General features: G+C 65.1%; 23 protein-coding genes. 20 read left to right on the top strand and 3 right to left on the bottom strand.

What is annotated here, in order from left to right; all coding sequences use genetic code 11:
* Nucleotides 1-2: 2 nt before the first annotated feature.
* Genes ispF through MCIT9_RS09710 form a run of 3 tightly spaced genes read left to right on the top strand, consistent with a single transcriptional unit; the run spans nucleotide 3 to nucleotide 2,310 of the window.
* On the top strand, nucleotides 3-482 hold the full coding sequence (gene ispF / locus MCIT9_RS09720; RefSeq protein WP_317704693.1) for a 2-C-methyl-D-erythritol 2,4-cyclodiphosphate synthase: 480 nt from the start codon (nucleotides 3-5) through the stop codon (nucleotides 480-482).
* The gene (gene truD, locus MCIT9_RS09715) at nucleotides 479-1,504 is read left to right on the top strand and encodes a tRNA pseudouridine(13) synthase TruD (protein ID WP_317704692.1); all 1,026 of its coding nucleotides are present in this window, start codon (nucleotides 479-481) and stop codon (nucleotides 1,502-1,504) included. The genes ispF and truD overlap by 4 nt, the downstream gene beginning before the upstream one ends.
* Nucleotides 1,501-2,310, top strand: a complete 810-nt coding sequence (locus tag MCIT9_RS09710) for an undecaprenyl-diphosphate phosphatase (protein ID WP_317704691.1) — start codon at nucleotides 1,501-1,503, stop codon at nucleotides 2,308-2,310. Before truD ends, MCIT9_RS09710 begins: the two co-directional genes overlap by 4 nt.
* Here MCIT9_RS09710 and MCIT9_RS09705 read toward each other — a convergent pair.
* Nucleotides 2,283-2,792, bottom strand: coding sequence for a Smr/MutS family protein (locus tag MCIT9_RS09705; RefSeq protein ID WP_317704690.1), 510 nt, complete (start codon nucleotides 2,790-2,792; stop codon nucleotides 2,283-2,285). The two genes, MCIT9_RS09710 and MCIT9_RS09705, sit on opposite strands and share 28 nt — an antisense overlap.
* Nucleotides 2,789-3,373: a Maf family protein gene (locus MCIT9_RS09700; RefSeq protein ID WP_317704689.1), complete on the bottom strand. Its 585-nt coding sequence runs from the start codon at nucleotides 3,371-3,373 to the stop codon at nucleotides 2,789-2,791. Before MCIT9_RS09700 ends, MCIT9_RS09705 begins: the two co-directional genes overlap by 4 nt.
* Nucleotides 3,374-3,444: 71 nt before the next feature.
* Between MCIT9_RS09700 and MCIT9_RS09695 the strand changes: the two genes are divergently transcribed.
* From MCIT9_RS09695 to MCIT9_RS09625, 15 genes are all read left to right on the top strand, one after another.
* Nucleotides 3,445-3,969 carry a YceD family protein gene (locus MCIT9_RS09695; protein ID WP_317704688.1) on the top strand — a complete coding sequence of 175 codons (525 nt, stop codon included), beginning with the start codon at nucleotides 3,445-3,447 and terminating at the stop codon, nucleotides 3,967-3,969.
* A gap of 2 nt (nucleotides 3,970-3,971) precedes the next feature.
* On the top strand, nucleotides 3,972-4,169 hold the full coding sequence (gene rpmF / locus MCIT9_RS09690) for a 50S ribosomal protein L32 (protein WP_317704687.1): 198 nt from the start codon (nucleotides 3,972-3,974) through the stop codon (nucleotides 4,167-4,169).
* 55 nt (nucleotides 4,170-4,224) lie between these two features.
* Nucleotides 4,225-5,295 (top strand): phosphate acyltransferase PlsX, encoded by a 1,071-nt coding sequence (gene plsX, locus MCIT9_RS09685; RefSeq protein WP_317704686.1) that lies wholly within the window; start codon nucleotides 4,225-4,227, stop codon nucleotides 5,293-5,295.
* Nucleotides 5,292-6,251 carry a beta-ketoacyl-ACP synthase III gene (locus MCIT9_RS09680; protein WP_317704685.1) on the top strand — a complete coding sequence of 320 codons (960 nt, stop codon included), beginning with the start codon at nucleotides 5,292-5,294 and terminating at the stop codon, nucleotides 6,249-6,251. The genes plsX and MCIT9_RS09680 overlap by 4 nt, the downstream gene beginning before the upstream one ends.
* 3 nt (nucleotides 6,252-6,254) lie before the next feature.
* Nucleotides 6,255-7,214: an ACP S-malonyltransferase gene (gene fabD / locus MCIT9_RS09675; protein ID WP_317704684.1), complete on the top strand. Its 960-nt coding sequence runs from the start codon at nucleotides 6,255-6,257 to the stop codon at nucleotides 7,212-7,214.
* Nucleotides 7,211-7,945 (top strand): 3-oxoacyl-ACP reductase FabG, encoded by a 735-nt coding sequence (gene fabG, locus MCIT9_RS09670; protein ID WP_317704683.1) that lies wholly within the window; start codon nucleotides 7,211-7,213, stop codon nucleotides 7,943-7,945. Before fabD ends, fabG begins: the two co-directional genes overlap by 4 nt.
* 259 nt (nucleotides 7,946-8,204) lie before the next feature.
* Complete coding sequence (acpP, locus tag MCIT9_RS09665) at nucleotides 8,205-8,441, top strand: acyl carrier protein (protein ID WP_317704682.1); 237 nt, start codon at nucleotides 8,205-8,207, stop codon at nucleotides 8,439-8,441.
* Between the two features lie 48 nt (nucleotides 8,442-8,489).
* Complete coding sequence (gene fabF / locus MCIT9_RS09660) at nucleotides 8,490-9,734, top strand: beta-ketoacyl-ACP synthase II (RefSeq protein ID WP_317706733.1); 1,245 nt, start codon at nucleotides 8,490-8,492, stop codon at nucleotides 9,732-9,734.
* A gap of 10 nt (nucleotides 9,735-9,744) precedes the next feature.
* Nucleotides 9,745-10,560, top strand: coding sequence for an aminodeoxychorismate lyase (pabC, locus tag MCIT9_RS09655; protein WP_317704681.1), 816 nt, complete (start codon nucleotides 9,745-9,747; stop codon nucleotides 10,558-10,560).
* Nucleotides 10,557-11,561: an endolytic transglycosylase MltG gene (gene mltG / locus MCIT9_RS09650; protein WP_317704680.1), complete on the top strand. Its 1,005-nt coding sequence runs from the start codon at nucleotides 10,557-10,559 to the stop codon at nucleotides 11,559-11,561. Before pabC ends, mltG begins: the two co-directional genes overlap by 4 nt.
* The gene (tmk, locus tag MCIT9_RS09645) at nucleotides 11,558-12,175 is read left to right on the top strand and encodes a dTMP kinase (RefSeq protein ID WP_317704679.1); all 618 of its coding nucleotides are present in this window, start codon (nucleotides 11,558-11,560) and stop codon (nucleotides 12,173-12,175) included. The genes mltG and tmk overlap by 4 nt, the downstream gene beginning before the upstream one ends.
* Complete coding sequence (gene holB / locus MCIT9_RS09640) at nucleotides 12,172-13,137, top strand: DNA polymerase III subunit delta' (RefSeq protein WP_317704678.1); 966 nt, start codon at nucleotides 12,172-12,174, stop codon at nucleotides 13,135-13,137. Before tmk ends, holB begins: the two co-directional genes overlap by 4 nt.
* On the top strand, nucleotides 13,134-13,484 hold the full coding sequence (locus tag MCIT9_RS09635; RefSeq protein WP_317704677.1) for a PilZ domain-containing protein: 351 nt from the start codon (nucleotides 13,134-13,136) through the stop codon (nucleotides 13,482-13,484). Before holB ends, MCIT9_RS09635 begins: the two co-directional genes overlap by 4 nt.
* A gap of 26 nt (nucleotides 13,485-13,510) precedes the next feature.
* Entirely contained in the window at nucleotides 13,511-14,317 is an 807-nt protein-coding gene (locus MCIT9_RS09630) for a TatD family hydrolase (RefSeq protein WP_317704676.1), read from the top strand.
* Nucleotides 14,310-14,645 carry a hypothetical protein gene (locus MCIT9_RS09625; protein WP_317704675.1) on the top strand — a complete coding sequence of 112 codons (336 nt, stop codon included), beginning with the start codon at nucleotides 14,310-14,312 and terminating at the stop codon, nucleotides 14,643-14,645. The genes MCIT9_RS09630 and MCIT9_RS09625 overlap by 8 nt, the downstream gene beginning before the upstream one ends.
* Here the strand turns inward: MCIT9_RS09625 and MCIT9_RS09620 are convergent.
* Nucleotides 14,611-15,930 (bottom strand): IS4 family transposase, encoded by a 1,320-nt coding sequence (locus tag MCIT9_RS09620; RefSeq protein ID WP_317706732.1) that lies wholly within the window; start codon nucleotides 15,928-15,930, stop codon nucleotides 14,611-14,613. The two genes, MCIT9_RS09625 and MCIT9_RS09620, sit on opposite strands and share 35 nt — an antisense overlap.
* A 209-nt stretch (nucleotides 15,931-16,139) precedes the next feature.
* On the opposite strand from MCIT9_RS09620, the gene MCIT9_RS09615 reads away from it, so the two are divergent.
* Both MCIT9_RS09615 and ltrA read left to right on the top strand, forming a co-directional pair.
* Nucleotides 16,140-16,844, top strand: coding sequence for a hypothetical protein (locus MCIT9_RS09615; protein WP_317704674.1), 705 nt, complete (start codon nucleotides 16,140-16,142; stop codon nucleotides 16,842-16,844).
* A gap of 639 nt (nucleotides 16,845-17,483) precedes the next feature.
* The gene (gene ltrA, locus MCIT9_RS09610; protein ID WP_317704673.1) at nucleotides 17,484-18,818 is read left to right on the top strand and encodes a group II intron reverse transcriptase/maturase; all 1,335 of its coding nucleotides are present in this window, start codon (nucleotides 17,484-17,486) and stop codon (nucleotides 18,816-18,818) included.
* The last annotated feature ends 87 nt before the right edge of the window (nucleotides 18,819-18,905 follow it).

Raw genomic sequence — 18,905 nt, 5'->3', positions numbered from 1 at the left:
AGATGAACTTCCGAGTCGGACAAGGCTACGACGCCCACCGCTTTCAGCCTGGCGATCACGTCATCCTCGGTGGGGTCAAAATCCCCTTCGACAAGGGGCTGGCGGCCCATTCCGACGGCGACGTGGCCCTCCACGCCCTGTGCGACGCCCTGCTGGGGGCGGCGGCCCTGGGCGACATCGGCCGTCACTTTCCCGATACCGACGCCGCTTACAAGGGGGTGGACAGCCGCCTGTTGTTGCGGCGGGTGCGCGCGCTACTGGCGGAAAAAGGCTGGCGGCCGGTCAACGTGGATCTCACTATCGTCTGCCAGGCCCCCAGGCTGGCGCCCCACATTCCCGAGATGCAGGCCAACATCGCCGCCGATCTGGGGCTGGAGGCGGAGGCGGTCAACGTCAAGGCCACCACCACCGAGAAGATGGGCTTCGAGGGCCGCGGGGAGGGCATCTCCGCCCAGGCGGTGGCGTTGCTGGCAGGCCGTTGAAACCGCCCGCCTGTCCCCGCGCCTTCGGGCCGCCTTTGGGCCGGGCCCGGCTCAAGCAGGTGGCGGAGGATTTCCAAGTGGAGGAAATCCTCGGCTTTACGCCTTCAGGGGAAGGGGAACACGTTTTCCTGTGGGTGGAAAAACGCGGCCGCAACACCGAGGATGTGGCCGCGGAACTGGCCCGTTTCGCCGGGGTTCCACGGCGGCAGGTGTCCTATGCCGGCCTCAAGGACCGTCACGCGCTGACCTGGCAGTGGTTCTGCGTCCACTTGCCGGGCAGGCGGGAATGGCCGTGGCACGACTTCCGGGGGGACGGCTTTGCGGTGCTGCGCTGGGCCCGCAACCGCCGGCGGCTGCGCAAAGGCGCTTTGCAGGGCAACCGGTTTCGGCTGCGGCTGCGGGATTTCGACGGCGACAGGGCGGCGCTCGAAGCCCGGCTGCAGCAGATCGCCGGTCGGGGAATGCCCAATTACTTCGGTCCCCAGCGCTTCGGTCACGCGGGCGGCAACTTGGCGAAGGCGGCGGCGATGCTGCAGGGCGAAAAGGTCCGCAGCCGCCACCACCGTGGCCTGTACCTGTCAGCGGCGCGGGCGGCGATCTTCAATCAGGTGCTGGCGCTGCGGGTCGAGGCCGGCTGCTGGGAGCGGGCGCTGCCCGGCGACCTGCTCATGTTCGACGACGGCGGCACCTTTTTCCGGGCAGGCGGCATCGATGCCGAAATCGAAACGCGCGTGGCCCGGCTGGCGCTGCATCCCACAGGCCCCCTGTGGGGTGAGGGGGAGGGTGCCGCTGGAGAGGCGGGAGCCTGGGAGCGCCGGGCCGTTTCCCTGTGGCCGGAGCTGGCCGCGGCGTTGGCGCGGGAGGCCGGAATGCAGCGGCGGCCCCTGCGGGTGTGGGTGAAGGCGCTGCACTGGGGATGGGAGGAACCGGCGGCGCTGCGGCTGTCGTTCACCCTGCCGGCCGGCAGTTACGCCACCGGGCTGGTTCATGAACTGATCGAAACCGGGGAGGAGACACCGTGACCTGTGCCCATGCCTTCTGGCTGGCCCTGTTGCAGGGGCTGACCGAATTTCTGCCGATTTCCAGTTCGGCCCATCTGATTCTCGTGCCCCGCCTGCTGGGATGGGCCGATCAGGGACTGGCCTTCGATGTGGCGGTACACGTGGGCACCCTGATCGCGGTGCTGGCCTATTTCCGGCACGAGGTCGCGGTCATCGCCCTGGACTGGCTGCAGGCGCTGAAGACGCGCCGTTCCAACCCCAATGCGGTGGTGGGGTGGGGCGTTCTCATCGGCACCGTGCCGGTCGGGCTGGCGGGGCTGCTGCTCAAAGACTGGATCGAGGCGTATCTGCGCACCCCGCAGGTGATCGCCGCCGCCACCATCGTCTTCGGGCTGCTTTTGGGAATCGCCGAACGCTGGCACCGGGGGCGGCGCAGTCTGGAGCAGCTGACCTGGCGCGACGCCATGATCGTCGGTGTGTTCCAGGCGGTCGCTCTGATCCCCGGCACCTCCCGTTCCGGCATCACCATCACCGGCGCGCTGTTTCTGGGCTACGACCGTCTCAGTGCCGCGCGTTTCTCCTTTCTGCTGTCGATTCCGGTCATCCTCCTGGCCGGTGGGGTGAAAACGCTGGATCTTCTCCAGTCCGGTGGGGCGGTGAACTGGGATCTGCTGTTGCTCGGGGTCGCCACCTCGGCGCTGGCGGCCTACGGTTGCATCGGCTGGTTTCTGCGCCTGCTCGAGCGGGTCGGCATGATGCCGTTTGTCTTCTACCGGCTGCTGCTCGGCGGTGCGCTGCTCTATTTCTTCTGGCCCAGCAGCACGTAGAGGGCGCCGCTGCCGCCGTCTTTCGGCCTGGCGCTGCAGAAGGCGGTCACCTGGGGATGCCGGCGCAGCCACTGGTCGAGGGCGCTTTTCAGCACCGGTTTGAAGTCCGGCGAGCGCCAGCCCTTGCCGTGGACGATGAGGGCGCAGCGAATGCGGTCCGCCAGGCATTCGGCCAGGAAATGATCCAGCAGCGGTTTGGCCTGGGCGCGGGTGCAGCCGTGGAGATCCAGTTCGGCCCGCGGGGGGATGCGCCCCTGCTGCAGGCGCTTCAGCAGTCGCTGGTCGCTGCCGGGGCGCAGGTAGCGCAGGGTGTCGCCCAGGGACAGGGTCGGCTGCGCCTCTGTCCCCGTTTCGGGAGGCGGCTGCCGGCGGGGTGCCGGTTTGGCCGCCGGCACCGCCCGGCGCCGCTTGCCGGATGGCAGCGGCTCGATGCCGGCCACGGCCCGGCGGAACAGTTCGATGTCTTCGTCGTCGATATTCATGCCGCCAGCACGTCGATGCCGAAGCGTTTCAGCAGGGAGACCAGCTGGATTAGCGGCAGTCCTACCAGGGTATTGGGGTCATCGCCTTCGATGCGGGCGATCAGCGCGATGCCGAGTCCTTCGGACTTGAAAGCGCCGACGCAGTCGTAAGGCTGCTCGCGGCGCAGGTAATTTTCGATCTGGGCGGCGGTCAGCGGCCGCAGGTGGACCCGGCAGGTGTCCACCGCACTCAACTGGCGGCCGCTGCGGCTGTTGAGGACGCTGACGCCGGTGTGAAAGCTCAGGGTCCGGCCGGCGGCGGCCAGCAGCTGTTCCCGGGCGGTTTCGAAATCGCCGGGTTTGCTGAGTTTGCGGCCCCCGAGCAGGCCGACCTGGTCGGAACCGATGATGAGGTGTTCGGGAAACTGCGCCGCCAGGGCCCGGGCCTTGGCCGCCGCCAACCGGCTCGCCAGCTGCTCCGGGGCCTCGTTGAAGTGCGGGGTTTCGTCGATTTCCGGGGCGGCCCATTCGAAGGGCAGCCCGAGCCTGGCCAGCAGGGTGCGGCGATAGGGGGAACCGGAGGCAAGGACCAGCGGAAGCATCGTTTCATCCAAATGGACCTAAAGATATTATTTTGACAGGTTTTTGCCAAAATCGGTATCATTCCCGAATTATGCCAATGCGTTTGCCGGAATTGATCGACCCGCTTCAGTGTGTCGCCAAAGGGCGTCACTGGGTGGGTAGGTTGCCGCTGGCCCGGTTGCCCCGGCTGGTGGACATGATCACCAATCCCGACGAGGCGGTGACGGTGGATCTGCGCTTCGAGCGCCGGGACCGGGTGGCGGCCGTCACCGGTTCCGTGCGTGGCGAGCTGGAGGTGACTTGCCAGCGCTGTCTGGCGCCGCTTCGGATCGCCGTGGACAGTCCGGTCAGTCTGGGCGTGGTCACTTCCATCGAAGAGGGTGACCGGCTTCCGGATGCGTTCGAGCCGCTGTTGCTGGAGGAAGATCGGATTCCCTTCTCCGACATCGTCGAGGATGAGCTGATCCTGGCGATTCCCGACATTCCCAAGCACGCGCATTGCCGGCCTGCCAAGACCTCGTCGGCGGATGCCGGCGTGGAGGAAGCGGCGGCGGCTGACAACCCGTTCGCGGCATTGGCCCAGTTGAAGACAAAACCAGACCGACAGAGAGGTTAGAGATGGCGGTACCACAGAATCGTAAGACCCGTTCCAAGCGCGGCATGCGCCGCGCCCACGACAGCCTGAAAAACCCGGCCCTGTCCCAGGATCCGCTGACCGGGGAAACCCACCGGCGCCATCACGTCAGTCCCGATGGCTACTACCGCGGCCGCCAGGTGATCGCGGTCAAGCAGGAAGAAGAGGTGGAAGAAGAATAAGCTCGGCGGGGAAACACGGTCACGATGATGAAGCGCTCAGGGAGGGCGTTTATCCATGCCTAAACAGACGCCGGTGATCGCCATCGACGCCATGGGCGGCGATCACGGTCCGGAAGTAACCGTGCCCGCGGCGCTCGACTGCCTGCGTCAGTACCCGCAGCTGCAGCTGATCCTCGTCGGTCAGGAGTCGGTGTTGCGGGAAAGCCTGGCCGCCCACGGCCAGCCGGACCACCCCCGCCTGCGGATTCACCATGCCTCCGAGGTGGTGGCGATGGACGATCTTCCCTCCCGGGCGCTTCGCAACAAGCGGGATTCCTCCATGCGCGTCGCCCTCAACCTGGTGCGCGACGGCGAGGCCGACGCCTGTGTCAGCGCCGGCAACACCGGCGCCCTGATGGCCACGGCGCGGTTCGTGCTGAAGACGATTCCCGGCATCGACCGCCCCGCCATCATCGTCACCCTGCCGGCGGCCAAGGGTTGTACCCATATCCTTGACATGGGGGCGAACGTCGATTGCAGCGCCGAACATCTGTACCAGTTCGCCGTCATGGGCTACGAGTTGGTGCGGGCGGTGGAGAACGTCGATTCCCCCCGGGTCGGACTCCTCAACATCGGCGAGGAGGAGATCAAGGGAAACGAACAGGTCAAGCAGGCTGCCCGTCTGCTTTCCAGTTCCTACCTCAACTTCATCGGTTACGTGGAGGGCGACGACATCTTCATCGGCGAGGTGGACATCGTGGTGACCGACGGCTTCGTCGGCAACGTCGCCCTCAAGACCATCGAGGGGCTGGCGCGGCTGCTGGGCCAGGCGCTCAGGGAAGGGTTTCAGAAGAACCTCTACGCCCGGCTGGTGGGGCTGATGGCCCTGCCGGTGCTGCGCGGTTTCAAACAGCGTTTCGATCCGCGGCGTTACAACGGCGCCACCCTGCTGGGGCTGCAAGGCATCGTGATCAAGAGCCACGGCAACGCCGACCGCGCCGCCTTCGCCAACGCCATCCGCATGGCGCTTTTGGAGATCGACAAGGCTGTTCCCGAACGGATCGGTGAGCGGGTGGCCACCATTTTCGCCAATGGGGCCGGCATTCACGAAGACCTTTCCCTTACCACCCGGATAAATCGCGCATGAACCGTTACGCCCGCATCGCTGGCACCGGTAGCTATCTGCCCGCCACGGTCCGCACCAACGACGACATCTCCCGCATGGTGGATACCGCCGACGCCTGGATCGTGGAACGCACCGGAATCCGCGAGCGTCGCATCGCCGCCCCGGAGGAAACCGCCTCCAGCATGGGTGAGATCGCCGCCCGCCAGGCCATCGAGGCCGCCGGCTGGGAACCGGAGACGGTCGATCTGGTGATCATGGCCACCAGCACCCCGGACCGGATCTTTCCCAGCGCCGCGTGTCTGCTGCAGCAGCGGCTGGGAATCCGCGGCTGTCCCGCCTTCGACGTCCAGGCCGCCTGCGCCGGCTTTATCTACGCCCTCAGCATCGCCGACCAGTTCATCCGCGCCGGAAGCGCGCGCCGGGCCCTGGTGGTCGGCAGCGAGATCAACTCCCGCCTGGTGGACTGGAGCGACCGCACCACCTGTATCCTGTTCGGTGACGGCGCCGGGGCGGTGACGCTGGAGGCCGTTGATTCCCCCGGCATCCTCTCCACCCACATCCACGCCGACGGCCATTTCCACGACCTGCTCTATCTTCCCAACCCGGAGATGGGGATCAGCGGCGAGCCGCCCTACATCAGGATGCAGGGCAACGACGTGTTCAAGATTGCCGTCAACACCCTGGGGCGGATCGTGGACGAGACTTTGGCGGCCAACGGTCTGGAGAAGTCCGACGTGGACTGGCTGGTGCCCCACCAGGCCAACATCCGCATCATCGCCGCCACCGCCCGCAAGCTCAAGATGCCCATGGAACGGGTGGTGGTCACCATAGAGCGGCAGGGTAACACCTCCTCGGCCTCGGTGCCGCTGGCACTGCACGAGGCGGTCAGCGACGGCCGCATCCAGCGGGGGCAGGTGTTGCTGATGGAGGCTTTCGGCGGGGGGTTCACCTGGGGTTCCGCTTTGATCAGGTATTGAACGATGGAAGAAGAAAGACAACGTCCCGATCTGGCATTCCTGTTCCCCGGCCAGGGGTCGCAGGCGGTCGGCATGCTGCAGGATCTGGCCGCCGCCTTCCCGCAGGTCCGGGAAACCTTTGCCGAGGCTTCCGAGGCGCTGGGCTTCGATCTCTGGCGCCTGGTCCAGGAAGGGCCCGCGGAAGAACTCGATCAGACCGTCAACACCCAGCCGGCGCTGCTGGCGGCCGGCGTCGCCGTGTGGCGGGTGTGGCGGTCGCAGACGGACATCTGTCCTGCCTGGATGGCGGGCCACAGCCTGGGGGAATACACTGCCCTGGTCTGCGCCGGCTCGCTGCCGTTTGCGGACACGGTCAAACTGGTGGCCGAGCGCGGCCGCCTGATGCAGACCGCCGTTCCCGAAGGCAAGGGGGCGATGGCGGCGGTTCTCGGGCTCGAGGACCACGTGGTGGTCGGGCTGTGCCGCAGGGTGAGCGAGGAAACCGGACAGCGGGTGGCGGCGGCCAATTTCAACGCCCCCGGCCAGGTGGTGATCGCAGGAGAAACGGCCGCGGTGGAGCGTGCCTGTGAGGCCGCCAGGGAAGCGGGGGCCAAGCGCGCCCTCAAGCTGGCCGTCAGCGTGCCGTCCCACTGTGAGCTGATGAAGCCCGCGGCCGAACGCTTCGCGGCGCTGCTGGAGGCGGTTCCGGTGGAGACACCGAAGATCGCCGTGATCCACAACGTGGACGTGGGTACTCATGCGGCCCCGGAAGTCATCCGCGCCCTGCTGGCCCAACAGCTGTATTCACCGGTGCGCTGGAGCGACACCATCCGTTTCCTGCGCGATCAGGGGGTCAGCCGCTTCGTCGAGGCCGGGCCGGGCAAGGTGCTCACCGGCCTGAACAAACGTATCGTCAAGGAATGCCGGACGTTGCCGGTGTTCGATCCGGCCACGCTGGCCGCAAGCCTGGAGGAAATCCTATGACCGCCAAAATCGCCCTCGTGACCGGCGCCAGCCGCGGCATCGGCAGCGACATCGCCCTGCAACTGGCCCGGGACGGGTTCACCGTGGTGGGAACCGCCACCAGCGATGCCGGTGCCGAGCGCATCGCCGCCGCCATCCGTGAGGTGGGGGAAGGGACGGGCATGGTGCTGGATGTGACCGACGCCGCTCAGGTGCAGCAGGTTGTCGATCGTATCAACAAGGAATTCGGCGCCCCTTTGGTGCTGGTGAACAATGCCGGCATCACCCAGGACAATCTGCTGATGCGGATGAAGGACGAGGAATGGCAGTCGATCCTCGACACCAACCTGACTTCGGTCTACCGCCTCAGCAAGGCCTGCCTGCGCGGCATGATGAAGGCGCGCTGGGGGCGCATCGTCAACATCGGTTCGGTGGTGGGGGCGACCGGCAACGCCGGTCAGACCAACTACGCCGCTGCCAAGGCCGGCATGGTCGGCTTCACCAAGTCCCTGGCGAAGGAGGTGGGGTCGCGGGGCATCACCGTCAACACCGTCGCGCCCGGCTTCATCGACACCGACATGACGCGGGCGTTGCCCGAAGCCCAGCGCGAGGCGTTGCTGGGCGCGATTCCCCTGGGGCGCCTGGGCGAGGCCGAGGAGATCGCCCATGCGGTTTCCTTCCTGTGCAGCGACCGGGCCGGCTACATCACCGGCGAGACCCTGCATGTGAACGGCGGCATGTACATGCCTTGAGACCGCGGCCTGTAGCACCGGTTTTCCCTCTATCGGAGGGGGCCGGGAAGGGTCTGTCAGCGGCCAGGGAAGGCCGCGCCGGGCCTAAATTTACGGACGAATTTCGGCCCGGCAGACCCTTCCCGGCCCCCCGGAAGTGCAAATTGAGAGGTGCCAAGACTGCGGCCCATAAACATTGTGTTTGCCGGAGGCGGCCATTAAAATGCCCGCTTCCTGGTTTTTGGATCAACGACAACAAAACCGACCGAGGTAACCATTCATGAGCGATGTGGCAGAACGTGTGAAGAAGATCGTGGCGGAACAGCTGGGCGTGAAGGAAGAAATCTCCAACGACGCCTCCTTTGTCGACGATCTGGGGGCCGATTCCCTCGATACCGTAGAGCTGGTGATGGCGCTGGAGGAGGAGTTCGACTGCGAAATCCCCGACGAGGAAGCCGAAAAGATCACCACGGTTCAGGAAGCCATCGACTACATCGAAAAGCATCTGAATCAGTGAGTCTCCGCCCGCAGGTCTCCTGGGGGCTTTCATATCCAGGTGAGAGCATTGAGCGAGAGAAGGGTCGTCATTACGGGGCTGGGAATTCTTTGCCCGGTGGGAAACAGCGTCGCCGAGGCATGGGAGAACATCCTGGCCGGCAGAAGCGGCATCGGGCCGATCGAGTATTTCGACGTCAGCCAGTTCAGCACCCGCTTCGGCGGAACGGTGAAGCACTTCGACGTCACCGAATACATTCCGGCCAAGGAGGCCCGTAAGATGGATCCCTTCATCCATTACGGCATCGCCGCCGCCTGCCAGGCGTTCGACGATGCCGGGCTGGAGGTGAGCGAGGCCAACGCCGAGATGATCGGGGTGGCCATCGGCGCCGGCATCGGCGGCATCACCGGGATCGAGAACGGCCACAGCGCCTTTCTCGAGGGCGGGCCGCGGCGCATTTCCCCGTTCTTCGTGCCGGCCAACATCATCAACATGATCTCCGGCAACTTCGCCACCATGAAGGGCCTGCAGGGCCCCAATTTCGCGGTGGTTTCGGCCTGCGCCACGTCCAATCACAACATCGGCGAGGCCGCCCGTATCATCCGCACCGGTGATGCCGAGGTGATGATCGCCGGCGGCGCCGAATATCCCATTTCGCCGACCGGCTTAGGTGGATTTGCCGCCGCCCGGGCGCTGTCGCGGCGCAACGACGATCCCCAGCGGGCCAGCCGTCCCTGGGACAAGGACCGCGACGGTTTCGTGCTGTCGGAGGGGGCCGGGGTGGTGGTGCTCGAATCCCTCGAGCACGCGCGCGCCCGCGGCGCCCGCATCTACGCCGAACTGATCGGTTACGGCGCCAGCGCCGACGCCTATCACATGACCCAGCCGCCGCCCCACGGCGACGGCGCCGCCCGCTGCATGCGCCGGGCGCTGCGCAACGCCGGCATCGCCCCGGAGGCGGTGGACTACATCAACGCCCACGGCACCTCGACGCCGGCCGGGGATCTGGCCGAAACCCGGGCGATCAAGCAGGCCTTCGGCGAGGCGGCCTACCGCATCCCCGTCAGTTCCACCAAGTCGATGACCGGGCATCTGCTCGGCGCCGCCGGGGGGATCGAGGCGATCTTCACCATCCTGGCACTGCGCGACCAGGTGTTGCCGCCCACCATCAACCTGGACGAACCGGACGAGGAATGCGATCTCGACTACGTGCCGCACACGGCGCGCGAGGCCAAGGTCGAAATCGCCATTTCCAATTCCTTCGGCTTCGGCGGTACCAATTCCACTCTCATCTTCAAGCGCTTCGACGGTTGAGACTTCCGCCATGGCCGGTCCGGTCTGGATCGACGGTCGCAGGGGGGGCAGCGTCTCCGTCTGCGACCGCGGTTTCCAGTACGGCGACGGCCTGTTCGAGACCTTCCTGATCCGGGATCAACGCCCCTGCCTCTGGGAGGGTCACCTGGCGCGGCTGCGCCTGGGGTGCGAACGCCTGGGAATCCCCCTGCCGGCGCCGGCAACCCTGTGGCGGGAGGCCCTGGCCGCCTGCCGTGGCGTTGCTGCCGGCGTGCTCAAGCTGCAATTGACCCGCGGCTGCGGCGGCCGTGGTTATGCCCCGCCTGCCGATCCCCGTCCCACCCGGGTGTTCAGCCTGCACCCGCTTCCCACCGGCCTGGAAGAGAGACGCCGCCTGGGCGTGGCGGTGCGTCTCTGTCGCACCCCGTTGGGGATCAATCCGGCGCTTGCCGGGCTCAAACACTGCAACCGCCTGGAACAGGTTCTGGCCCGGCGGGAGTGGAGCGATCCGGACATTTACGAGGGCCTGATGTGCGACACCGAGGGCCGGCTGGTGGAGGGGGTGATGACCAACCTGTTCTGGCGTGAAGGAGAACGTGTCCTGACCCCCCGCCTCGACCGCTGCGGGGTGGCCGGTGTTGTGCGGCGCTGGGTGATGGATCGCCTGCGGGACTGGGGCGTCCAGGTCCTGGAAGTGCGTGCGCATCCGCAGGCTCTGCTGCAGGCGCAGGAGGCGTTTTTGACCAACAGCGTCATCGGCATCGTCCCGGTGATCCGCTGGCAGGATGCACGGGACTGGCCGGTGGGGGAAACGACACGCAGACTGCAAATGGCGTGGTCGTCATGAAACGGCTGATGTTGGGACTGGCGCTGTTGGGCCTGGTGACGGCCGGCGGGGCTGCCTGGGTATGGCACAGCTACCGTCAGGCCCTGGACCGTCCCCTAGCCTTGGAGCGGCCGCTGCGTTTCGAGGTGCGACATGGGGAATCCCTGCGCTCGGTGGCCGAGCGACTGCACCGTGAGGGTGTTCTGCCCCAGCCCCGCTGGCTGCTGTGGTGGGCCCGCCAGCGGGGGGAGGCGGCCGCCGTCCGTGCCGGCGAATACCGCCTGACTCCGGGGCTGACGCCCAAGTCCCTGCTGGCGCTGCTGGTATCCGGCAGGGTCGTCCAGCACCGCGTCACCCTGGTGGAGGGCTGGACGGTTCAGCAGGCGCTGCAGGCCCTGGTGGCGGAACCGGCCCTGCGCCATACCCTGAATGACGTTCCCCTCTCGCGACTGCTGGCGGAACTGGGGCTGCCGCCGGGACATCCGGAAGGCCGCTTCTTTCCGGATACCTACTTTTTCACCCGCGGCGCCAGCGACCGCGACATCCTGCGCCGCGCCTACCGGCGCATGGAACAGGTGCTGGCCGAGGCCTGGGCCGGCCGGGCCTCCGGGCTGCCGCTCAAGACCCCTTACGAGGCTTTGATTCTGGCTTCCATCGTCGAGAAGGAGACCGCCCGCCGTGACGAAATGCCGAAGATCGCCGGGGTCTTCATCCGCCGCCTCGAGAAAGGCATGAAACTGCAGACCGATCCCACCGTGATCTACGGTCTGGGAGCCAAGTTCGGCGGCAATCTGCGGCGTCGTGATCTCGAGACCAACACGCCTTACAACACCTACGTCCATCCCGGTTTGCCGCCGACGCCCATCGCCCTGCCGGGACGCGCCGCCATCGAGGCGGCCCTGCATCCGGCGGCGGGGAAGGCGCTGTATTTCGTCGCCAAGGGAGACGGCAGTCATTATTTTTCCGCCACCTTGCGCCAGCACAACCGCGCCGTGGCCCGTTACCAGCTGGGGCGCCGATGAAGCGCGGCCGTTTCATCACCCTGGAGGGAGGCGAGGGCGTGGGGAAGACCACCAATCTGGCCTTCATCCGGGATTTCCTCCAGCAGCAGGGAATCGAGGTGGTGGTCACCCGCGAGCCCGGCGGGGTACCGGTGGCCGAAACCCTGCGGACGCTGGTATTGGAGACGCAGGGGCTGGCGGCGGAGGCGGAGCTGCTGTTGATTTTCGCCGGCAGGGTCCAGCATTTGCGCGATCTCATCGAACCGGCCCTGGCCTCCGGGCGCTGGGTGGTGTGCGACCGCTTCGTCGATGCCAGTTATGCCTATCAGGGAGGCGGCAGGGGATTGGACTGGGAGCGGATTGAATATCTGGAGCGCTGGCTGGTAAGCCGCCAGCCGGACCTGACGCTGCTGCTCGACGCCCCGGTGGAGGTGGGGCTGGCCAGGGCCCGGGCCCGGGGGGACACCAACCGCTTCGAGGAGGAAACCGTGGGCTTTCTGGAACGGGTGCGCCAGGCCTATCTGCGCCGTTGGCGTCAGGCGCCGCAACGTATCCGCCGGGTGGATGCCACCCTGCCGCTGGCCCAGGTCCGGCAGGCGATCGCGGCGGAACTGCAACGGTTGCTGGAGCGATGAGCCTGCCGAGCTATCCCTGGCACGAGCCGGTCTGGCACCGGCTGATGGCGGGGCTGAGGCAGGGGCGGGTGCCGCCGGCCGTGCTGCTCAGCGGCCCCCGCGGCTTGGGCAAGGGGCAGCTGGCCCATGATTTTGCCGCGAAGCTGCTGTGTGAGGCGCGCACCGCCTGCGGGACCTGTGCCGCCTGCCGCCTGCTGGCCGCCGACAGCCACCCGGATCTGTGCCGCATCGCCCCGGAGCCGGGCAAGCCGTTGACCATCGACCGGATCCGCCAGCTCAGCGAGCAGTTGACCCTGACCCCCCAATACGACCGCGGGCGGCTGGTGATCGTCGAGGCGGCGGAGCGCATGAATCCGGCCGCCGCCAACGCCTTTCTCAAGACGCTGGAGGAACCGGCTCCCGATACCAGTCTGTGGCTGCTGTGCCAGCAGCCCGCCCGCCTGCCGGCGACGATCGTCAGCCGGTGTCAGCATTTCCGCCTGCGCCCGCCTCCGCCACCGGTGGGAATCGCCTGGCTGGAAACGCAGGGGATCGACCGGGTCCGGGCCGAACTGGCCCTGGCTCTCAACGCCGACGCCCCGCTGGCGGCGCTGGCCTGGCTTCAAAGCGGGGCCTTCGAGCTGCGCCAACGGCTGTTCAAAACCCTGGAAGCGCTGCTTGGTGGCCGCCGCGATCCGGTACTGCTGGCGGCCGCCTGGCAGGAGAGCCCGCTCGATGCCCTGCTCCTGCACCTGACGGCGATCGCCGCCGACTGGATCTGCCTGCGCCAGGGCGTCGGCGAAAGGCTGCGCAATCCCGACTACCGCGACTGGTTGCAGACCTGGGCGCAGCGACTAGACTTAGAGCAGATGTTCGCTTTCTGGCGGCGGTTGGTGACCTTGCGCCAAGGGGTAGAGGCGCCGCTCAACCAGCCCCTGCAGGTGGAAGCGCTGTTTCTGGAAATCCATCGGCTCCGATCATGACCAAACCGAAACCCAAACAAGGCATCCTGTCGCTCGCCATCAAGGACAAGAACGCCCTGTACGCCGCCTACATGGCGTTCCTGAACAACGGCGGCCTGTTCATACCCACCAGCCGCGAGTACCAGCTTGGGGACGAAGTCTTCATGCTCTTGAGCCTGCTCGACGAACCGGAACGGATCCCCGTGGCCGGCCGGGTGGTGTGGATCACTCCCAAAGGGGCGGAAGGCTACCGCAGCGCCGGGGTGGGGGTGGAATTCAGCGATGAGGACCAGGGCAAAACCCGCGGCAAGATCGAAACCCATCTCGCCGGCACCTTGCAATCGGAGAAGCCGACCCATACCATGTAGCCTTTTTGGATACCTGAAACAGGCCGATGCTGATCGATTCCCACTGCCATCTCGACCGTCTCGACCTCAAGCCTTTCGAGGGCGATTTCGACCGCTTCATGGCCAAGGCCCGGGAGGAAGGGATCTCCCACATGCTCTGCGTCGGCATCAACCTGCCTACCTTCGAGCGCTGCGCCGCGCTGGCGGCCCGCTATCCGGAGGAAATCTCCCTTTCCGCCGGGGAGCATCCCAACGACAGCAAGGGTCAGCCCCTCGACGTGGAGCAGTTATTGGAATACGGGCGCCGTCAGCAGGTGGTGGCCATCGGCGAGACCGGTCTCGACTATTTCCGCAGCGAGGGGGACCTGAGCTGGCAGCAGGAACGTTTCCGCCAGCACATCCAGGTCGCCAAAACGCTGCACAAACCCCTCATCGTCCACAGCCGCGCCGCCAAGGAGGACACCCTCAGGATCTGGCGGGAGGAGGGGGCGATGGATGTCGGCGGCGTGCTTCACTGCTTCGCCGAGGACTGGGACATGGCCCGCCGCGCCCTGGACCTGAACCTCTACATTTCCTTTTCCGGCATCGTCACCTTCAAGAACGCCCAGGCCATTCAGGAAGCGGCGCGCAAGGTGCCGGAGGACCGCTTCCTGATCGAAACCGATTCCCCCTATCTGGCGCCGGTTCCCTACCGCGGCAAGCCCAACTATCCCTTCTACGTCCGCAAGGTGGCGGAGAAGATCGCCGAGCTGCGGGGGACGACTTTGGAACGGGTGGGTGAAACCAGCGGGGAGAATTTTTATCGCTTGTTTTCACTCGCATTGAATAAAAAACACAAGAACTCCAGTGAATGAAGAAAGCTCAGTAAGCCGTGTCATTCGTCCGCACCATTCCAAGCTGACTGCACTGGTTCGGTTGTTGGATAATGCCGCCATATTCTTTTCTTTGGTTTTTCTTTTGGAATGGACAGGAATGCCGGTTTCGCTTCCCTACCTCTGGCTTGGACTTGGCGGAAGCGTTTTTTTCGGTTTTTTTGCCGAAGCTCTGGAAGTGTATCAATCTTGGCGAGGATCCCCTTTCTCTAGGGAGGCGCGCAGGCTGGCCTTTGCCCACCCTATTACCCACATCTTCCCCCTTCTCATAGGAATCAATGTCTTATCCGTTTTCTCTGAGGGAACTTGATCTCGGCCGCCCGGATGGCGGTCACGGCCTCCACGTAGGCGCTCAGTTTGGTCATGCCCTGCCACAGGGCTTTGGGACCGGGCGGGGGATCGTTTTTGCGCCCCAGCCAGCCGCCAAAGCCGGCCACGATGCGGACGATGGCGCCCAAATCCGGCGGCGTCGCGGGCGGCGGGGTGCGATGGTGGATGGCCCAGGCGGTCTGCCATTCTTCGACAGAGAACACCACTTCACAGCACCACTCGGGATGTTCCCGCCCGAGCGTCATCAGCATCAGGATGCGCCAAGCGACGATCAGATACAGCACCAGGGCCCGTTCCAGGCGTTCCCGGGTGCGAAGTTGCAGGGCTTCGATGCGGCAGCCGCTTTTGAGGATGCGGAAGTAGACCTCGATCCACCACCGTTTGCGGTACCATTCGATGCGCGCTCTGGCCTGTTCCAGGGTGGTGATCTTTTCGTTGGTGATCAGGCACCATTCGACCGCTTCCTGGCCTTCGGGGGGCGCCTCTTCCCGGGCCAGGATGACGGTGACTTGGGGACCCGGGCCGCTGCGGGTCTTCAGTTCGACCCGGGCGAGACGGATTGTTTGTGTGACCTGCCGGGCCGGGCGGTTGCCGCTGGCCGGCAGGTCAAAGGCGATCGTCCCCAGCACCGGCTGGGCTTCGACTGCGGCCCGCAGTTTGCCATCGAGAGGGTCGTTGAGCTTGCGGTCGTGTCGTACCCGGATCAGGTAATCGGCGGCAAAGCCCAGCTGTTCGGCCCGGTCGATCAGGGCCCGAAGGTCACCTTCGCGGTCGGCGACATACACCAGACGGGTGTCGGGCGCCAGGGCGGCCATCTCGGCCACCCGCTCATAACCTTCCACCCAACGCAGGCTTTCGGCCAGGTCCGGTTCCCCCTTGGGCAAACGCGCCCAGTGCCAGCAATCGGTCACCCCCAGGGCCACGCCCGCCTCACTGATCACCAGCGTCGGATGCAGGTACAACCCCTGACGCTGCTCGTAATTCAGCCGTCCCAACCCCGCCATCGACGGCCGCCCGGAATAATCCAGCTCGGTGGTGTCCTGCAGGCACAGCACCCGCGACTGCTGCCGGATCCGTTCCAGGGTCGGCACACTGTGGGCCCGCAACACCTCCCGAAAATCCAGCCTGGCATTGTCCAGCAGCCGGTAGGCCGCCTTGGTCTCCGCCCAGCCACCCCCGCAAACGTTGGGAACGCTCGCCATCGGATCGCTTGCCATCGCTTCTATCACCCGGCACAGCCGCCGGTTCAGGCGGGCATCGCCCAGCGCCAGGGAAAAAATTCTTGTTCAGCCCAGCTCATGTCAACGTCTATCCAAAGAAATCAATATCTTACTACCGAAGAGGGAGATGTGGGTAATAGGGTGAGAAGAGGTGATGGTTGACAGGTTTCACATCTTTCAATTAGATTGGATTGCCTTCAAGCTACACAATAAGTAGCCTGATTTTTCCGTACTTAAGCTCATGGGGAAATAAAATGAACAAAAATGCTCCAACCCTAGGCGTGCTGTTGCTGGCCGCCGTAGCAACGCCGGCCGTTTCCGAAGTGGTTCCCGGCACCGATTTAAGTGTCCATTTCGAATCAGGCCAGATTATCGGTTCAGGCCGACATATCAACATGTTGCGGGTACCGGTGATCAACGTGAAAACCGGACAGACCACTTTTTACGATGCTGCCTTCAAGTTTACTTTTGTGCCCGGCGCCGGTTTTGAATTCGAGCAGATTTCATCGGCAATCCTGTCGCCACCGTTGGCGGTCACCAATTTGGTGACAGGGTTATACAAAACGACGGATAATCAGTGTTTTGAATTGAAGGGGCCGACACAGATCGGCGCAAGGTCCCTCTATACCTTGACACCGCAGTCATCGATACCGGGTTGTTTCGGCGGAAGACTGACGGCTCAGATCGTCTCCGGTGCTGCTTCCGGACATCCGGATATTGGCGCACGAGAAATTGTGCCATTTTTAAGCGATCAGTACGTCTACGGTGTTATTTCCAACCGAGGATTTGGTCAGGATATTTCGATTAATTGGGAGGAGAACGAATTGATCGGACTGAGACAGAGTGGCGACAATCTCATCATAGGGCTGTTCAGCGAAGGCACTGACAACGAAGGAAAACCCCAGGATTTCAAAGATCCTGTGGAAACGGCAATTCTGACCCGCGTGGCCGACGAGTAACCTCGAAAACAAGGATCGAAGCCCGTTCCTTGTCTAATTTCAATCGGAGGGATGCTGTTACCGTTCATTGCGCCAGGCCAAGCCTGGAGAAGGAGGAAGTTATGTAGAAGGAAAGACATCGCTGAAACCTTCAGAGCGACCTGACAGGTGCAAGTCCTGTCCGGCCAAGGCTGGCCACCAGCCGGAACCGAGTGTTGCGTGGTCGAGGAGCGATCCCGACTGCGAAGCGTACACAGGGGGCCTGTAGGCCGCGTGATGGAGCCTCGAAAGTACGGAATGCGGAGCCGACGTTGTTGAACGGACGGAAGGCAACAGGGGTGGTGCTGTACTGGCCTGGCATCATCCCTCCGCCGGGGTCGAAGAGCGGGGCATGCAGGGCAAGGGTCGCCCAGGAACCTGGGAGGGCCCGAACACTCCCTGCGGGAAGAGCGGTGCGGGCGCCGTGTGAGAAAAGGTCCAGGCCCATCGGAGCGGTGTCCGGCCGATGGGAGCGAACGGGACACGAAGCAGGGTACCGGCGCGCGAAGGCGACGAAGCGCGCTGGGAAGGTGATCGAGCAATCGGAGCCTGCCGATAGTACCTGGGAAGTCGGGGAACCTGCCCCAAGGGACCCGATGGAGGGAAGCGGCAGGTCGGACGATGGGGCTTTCGGAGGGACAGATGGCCGGGACATCGAGCCAGGAGAACATCTCAACACGACAACGGAAGCTAGCGGAACTGGCCCGGATCGAACCGAAGCTGGAACTGACCACGATTGCCCACCACATCGACGTGGTGTGGCTGGAAGAAGCCTGGCGGCGCACCCGCAAGGACGGGGCCGCCGGGGTGGACGGCGTGACTGCATCCCAATACGCAGCCGACTTAGAGGAGAACCTGACGCGCCTGCTGGAACGGTTCAAGACCGGCCGGTATCGGGCGCCTGCGGTACGGCGCGTCCACCTTCCCAAGCCGGGAACGGGAAAGACCCGCCCGATCGGCATTCCCACGCTGGAAGACAAGGTGCTGCAACGGGCGGTGCTGATGGCGCTGGAACCCATCTTCGAGCAGGACTTTCTCGACTGCGCCTACGGGTTCCGGCCCGGACGCAGTGCCCACCAGGCCCTGGAGAGGCTATGGGGCGGGCTGATGGCCATGGGCGGTGGCTGGGTCATCGACCTGGACATCCAAAACTTCTTCGACGACGTGGACCGGGACCGGCTGCGGAACTTTCTGGGGCAGAGGGTGCGCGACGGCGTGATCTGCCGCGTGATCGGTAAATGGCTGAATGCCGGCGTCATGGAAGGCGGACAGCTTCACTACCCCGAACAAGGGACACCGCAAGGTGGGGTGATCTCCCCACTGCTGGCCAACCTCTACCTGCATCACGTGCTCGACCTGTGGTTCGAGCAGACGGTCAAACCGCGACTGCAGGGCAGCGCCTTCGAAGTCCGGTTCGCCGACGATGCGGTCCTGGTGTTCGAACGGGAAGAAGACGCCCGGCGGGTATTGGCCGTTCCGGGCAAGCGCCTGGCCAAATACGGCCTGCGCCTGCACCCGGACAAAACCCGCCTGCTCGACTTCAGAAAACCCGGACGGAAAGGCCAGAGCTTCCAATACCTGGGATTCACCCACTACTGGGGACGCTCAGGGAAAGGGCGCTGGGTCGTCAAACGCAAGACCGCCCAAGCCCGGCTCAGCCGCTCCCTGCAGGCGATCAACCACTGGTGCCGGATGCACCGCCACTGGCCGGTTGCAGACCAACAAGCGGCCCTGAGCCGCAAACTCAAGGGGCATTATGCCTACTATGGGATCGTCGGCAACAGCCAATCGCTGGCCCGCTTCCTGTACGAGGTCAGACGGCGCTGGTACAAATGGTTGTCCCGCCGCAACCGGGAACGGATGAACTGGGACCATTTTGGGCGGCTGTACAAACGATACCCACTCCCCCCACCGCGCGTGGTTCACGGAATTGCCCGTTGCGTAGCGACGCCATAGTCCGAGGAGCCGGATGCCTTAATCGGGCACGTCCGGATCTGTGGGAACCGCGGGTGAGCAATCGCCCGCGGTCACCCGGCCGGTCTT

The organism is Methylomarinovum caldicuralii, from assembly GCF_033126985.1.
GTDB classification, from domain to species: domain Bacteria; phylum Pseudomonadota; class Gammaproteobacteria; order Methylococcales; family Methylothermaceae; genus Methylohalobius; species Methylohalobius caldicuralii.
Note: the sequence above shows the minus strand (reverse complement) of the source record. Positions and strands in the feature narration are given on the sequence as shown.

Coding starts and splice junctions, on each gene's coding strand:
- ispF (WP_317704693.1), top strand. CDS start 3: ATGAACTTCCGAGTCGGACAAGGCTACGACGCCCACCGCTTTCAGCCT.
- MCIT9_RS09705 (WP_317704690.1), bottom strand. CDS start 2,792: ATGAATATCGACGACGAAGACATCGAACTGTTCCGCCGGGCCGTGGCC.
- MCIT9_RS09700 (WP_317704689.1), bottom strand. CDS start 3,373: ATGCTTCCGCTGGTCCTTGCCTCCGGTTCCCCCTATCGCCGCACCCTG.
- MCIT9_RS09695 (WP_317704688.1), top strand. CDS start 3,445: ATGCCAATGCGTTTGCCGGAATTGATCGACCCGCTTCAGTGTGTCGCC.
- rpmF (WP_317704687.1), top strand. CDS start 3,972: ATGGCGGTACCACAGAATCGTAAGACCCGTTCCAAGCGCGGCATGCGC.
- plsX (WP_317704686.1), top strand. CDS start 4,225: ATGCCTAAACAGACGCCGGTGATCGCCATCGACGCCATGGGCGGCGAT.
- MCIT9_RS09680 (WP_317704685.1), top strand. CDS start 5,292: ATGAACCGTTACGCCCGCATCGCTGGCACCGGTAGCTATCTGCCCGCC.
- fabD (WP_317704684.1), top strand. CDS start 6,255: ATGGAAGAAGAAAGACAACGTCCCGATCTGGCATTCCTGTTCCCCGGC.
- fabG (WP_317704683.1), top strand. CDS start 7,211: ATGACCGCCAAAATCGCCCTCGTGACCGGCGCCAGCCGCGGCATCGGC.
- acpP (WP_317704682.1), top strand. CDS start 8,205: ATGAGCGATGTGGCAGAACGTGTGAAGAAGATCGTGGCGGAACAGCTG.
- pabC (WP_317704681.1), top strand. CDS start 9,745: ATGGCCGGTCCGGTCTGGATCGACGGTCGCAGGGGGGGCAGCGTCTCC.
- mltG (WP_317704680.1), top strand. CDS start 10,557: ATGAAACGGCTGATGTTGGGACTGGCGCTGTTGGGCCTGGTGACGGCC.
- tmk (WP_317704679.1), top strand. CDS start 11,558: ATGAAGCGCGGCCGTTTCATCACCCTGGAGGGAGGCGAGGGCGTGGGG.
- holB (WP_317704678.1), top strand. CDS start 12,172: ATGAGCCTGCCGAGCTATCCCTGGCACGAGCCGGTCTGGCACCGGCTG.
- MCIT9_RS09635 (WP_317704677.1), top strand. CDS start 13,134: ATGACCAAACCGAAACCCAAACAAGGCATCCTGTCGCTCGCCATCAAG.
- MCIT9_RS09630 (WP_317704676.1), top strand. CDS start 13,511: ATGCTGATCGATTCCCACTGCCATCTCGACCGTCTCGACCTCAAGCCT.
- MCIT9_RS09615 (WP_317704674.1), top strand. CDS start 16,140: ATGAACAAAAATGCTCCAACCCTAGGCGTGCTGTTGCTGGCCGCCGTA.
- ltrA (WP_317704673.1), top strand. CDS start 17,484: ATGGGGCTTTCGGAGGGACAGATGGCCGGGACATCGAGCCAGGAGAAC.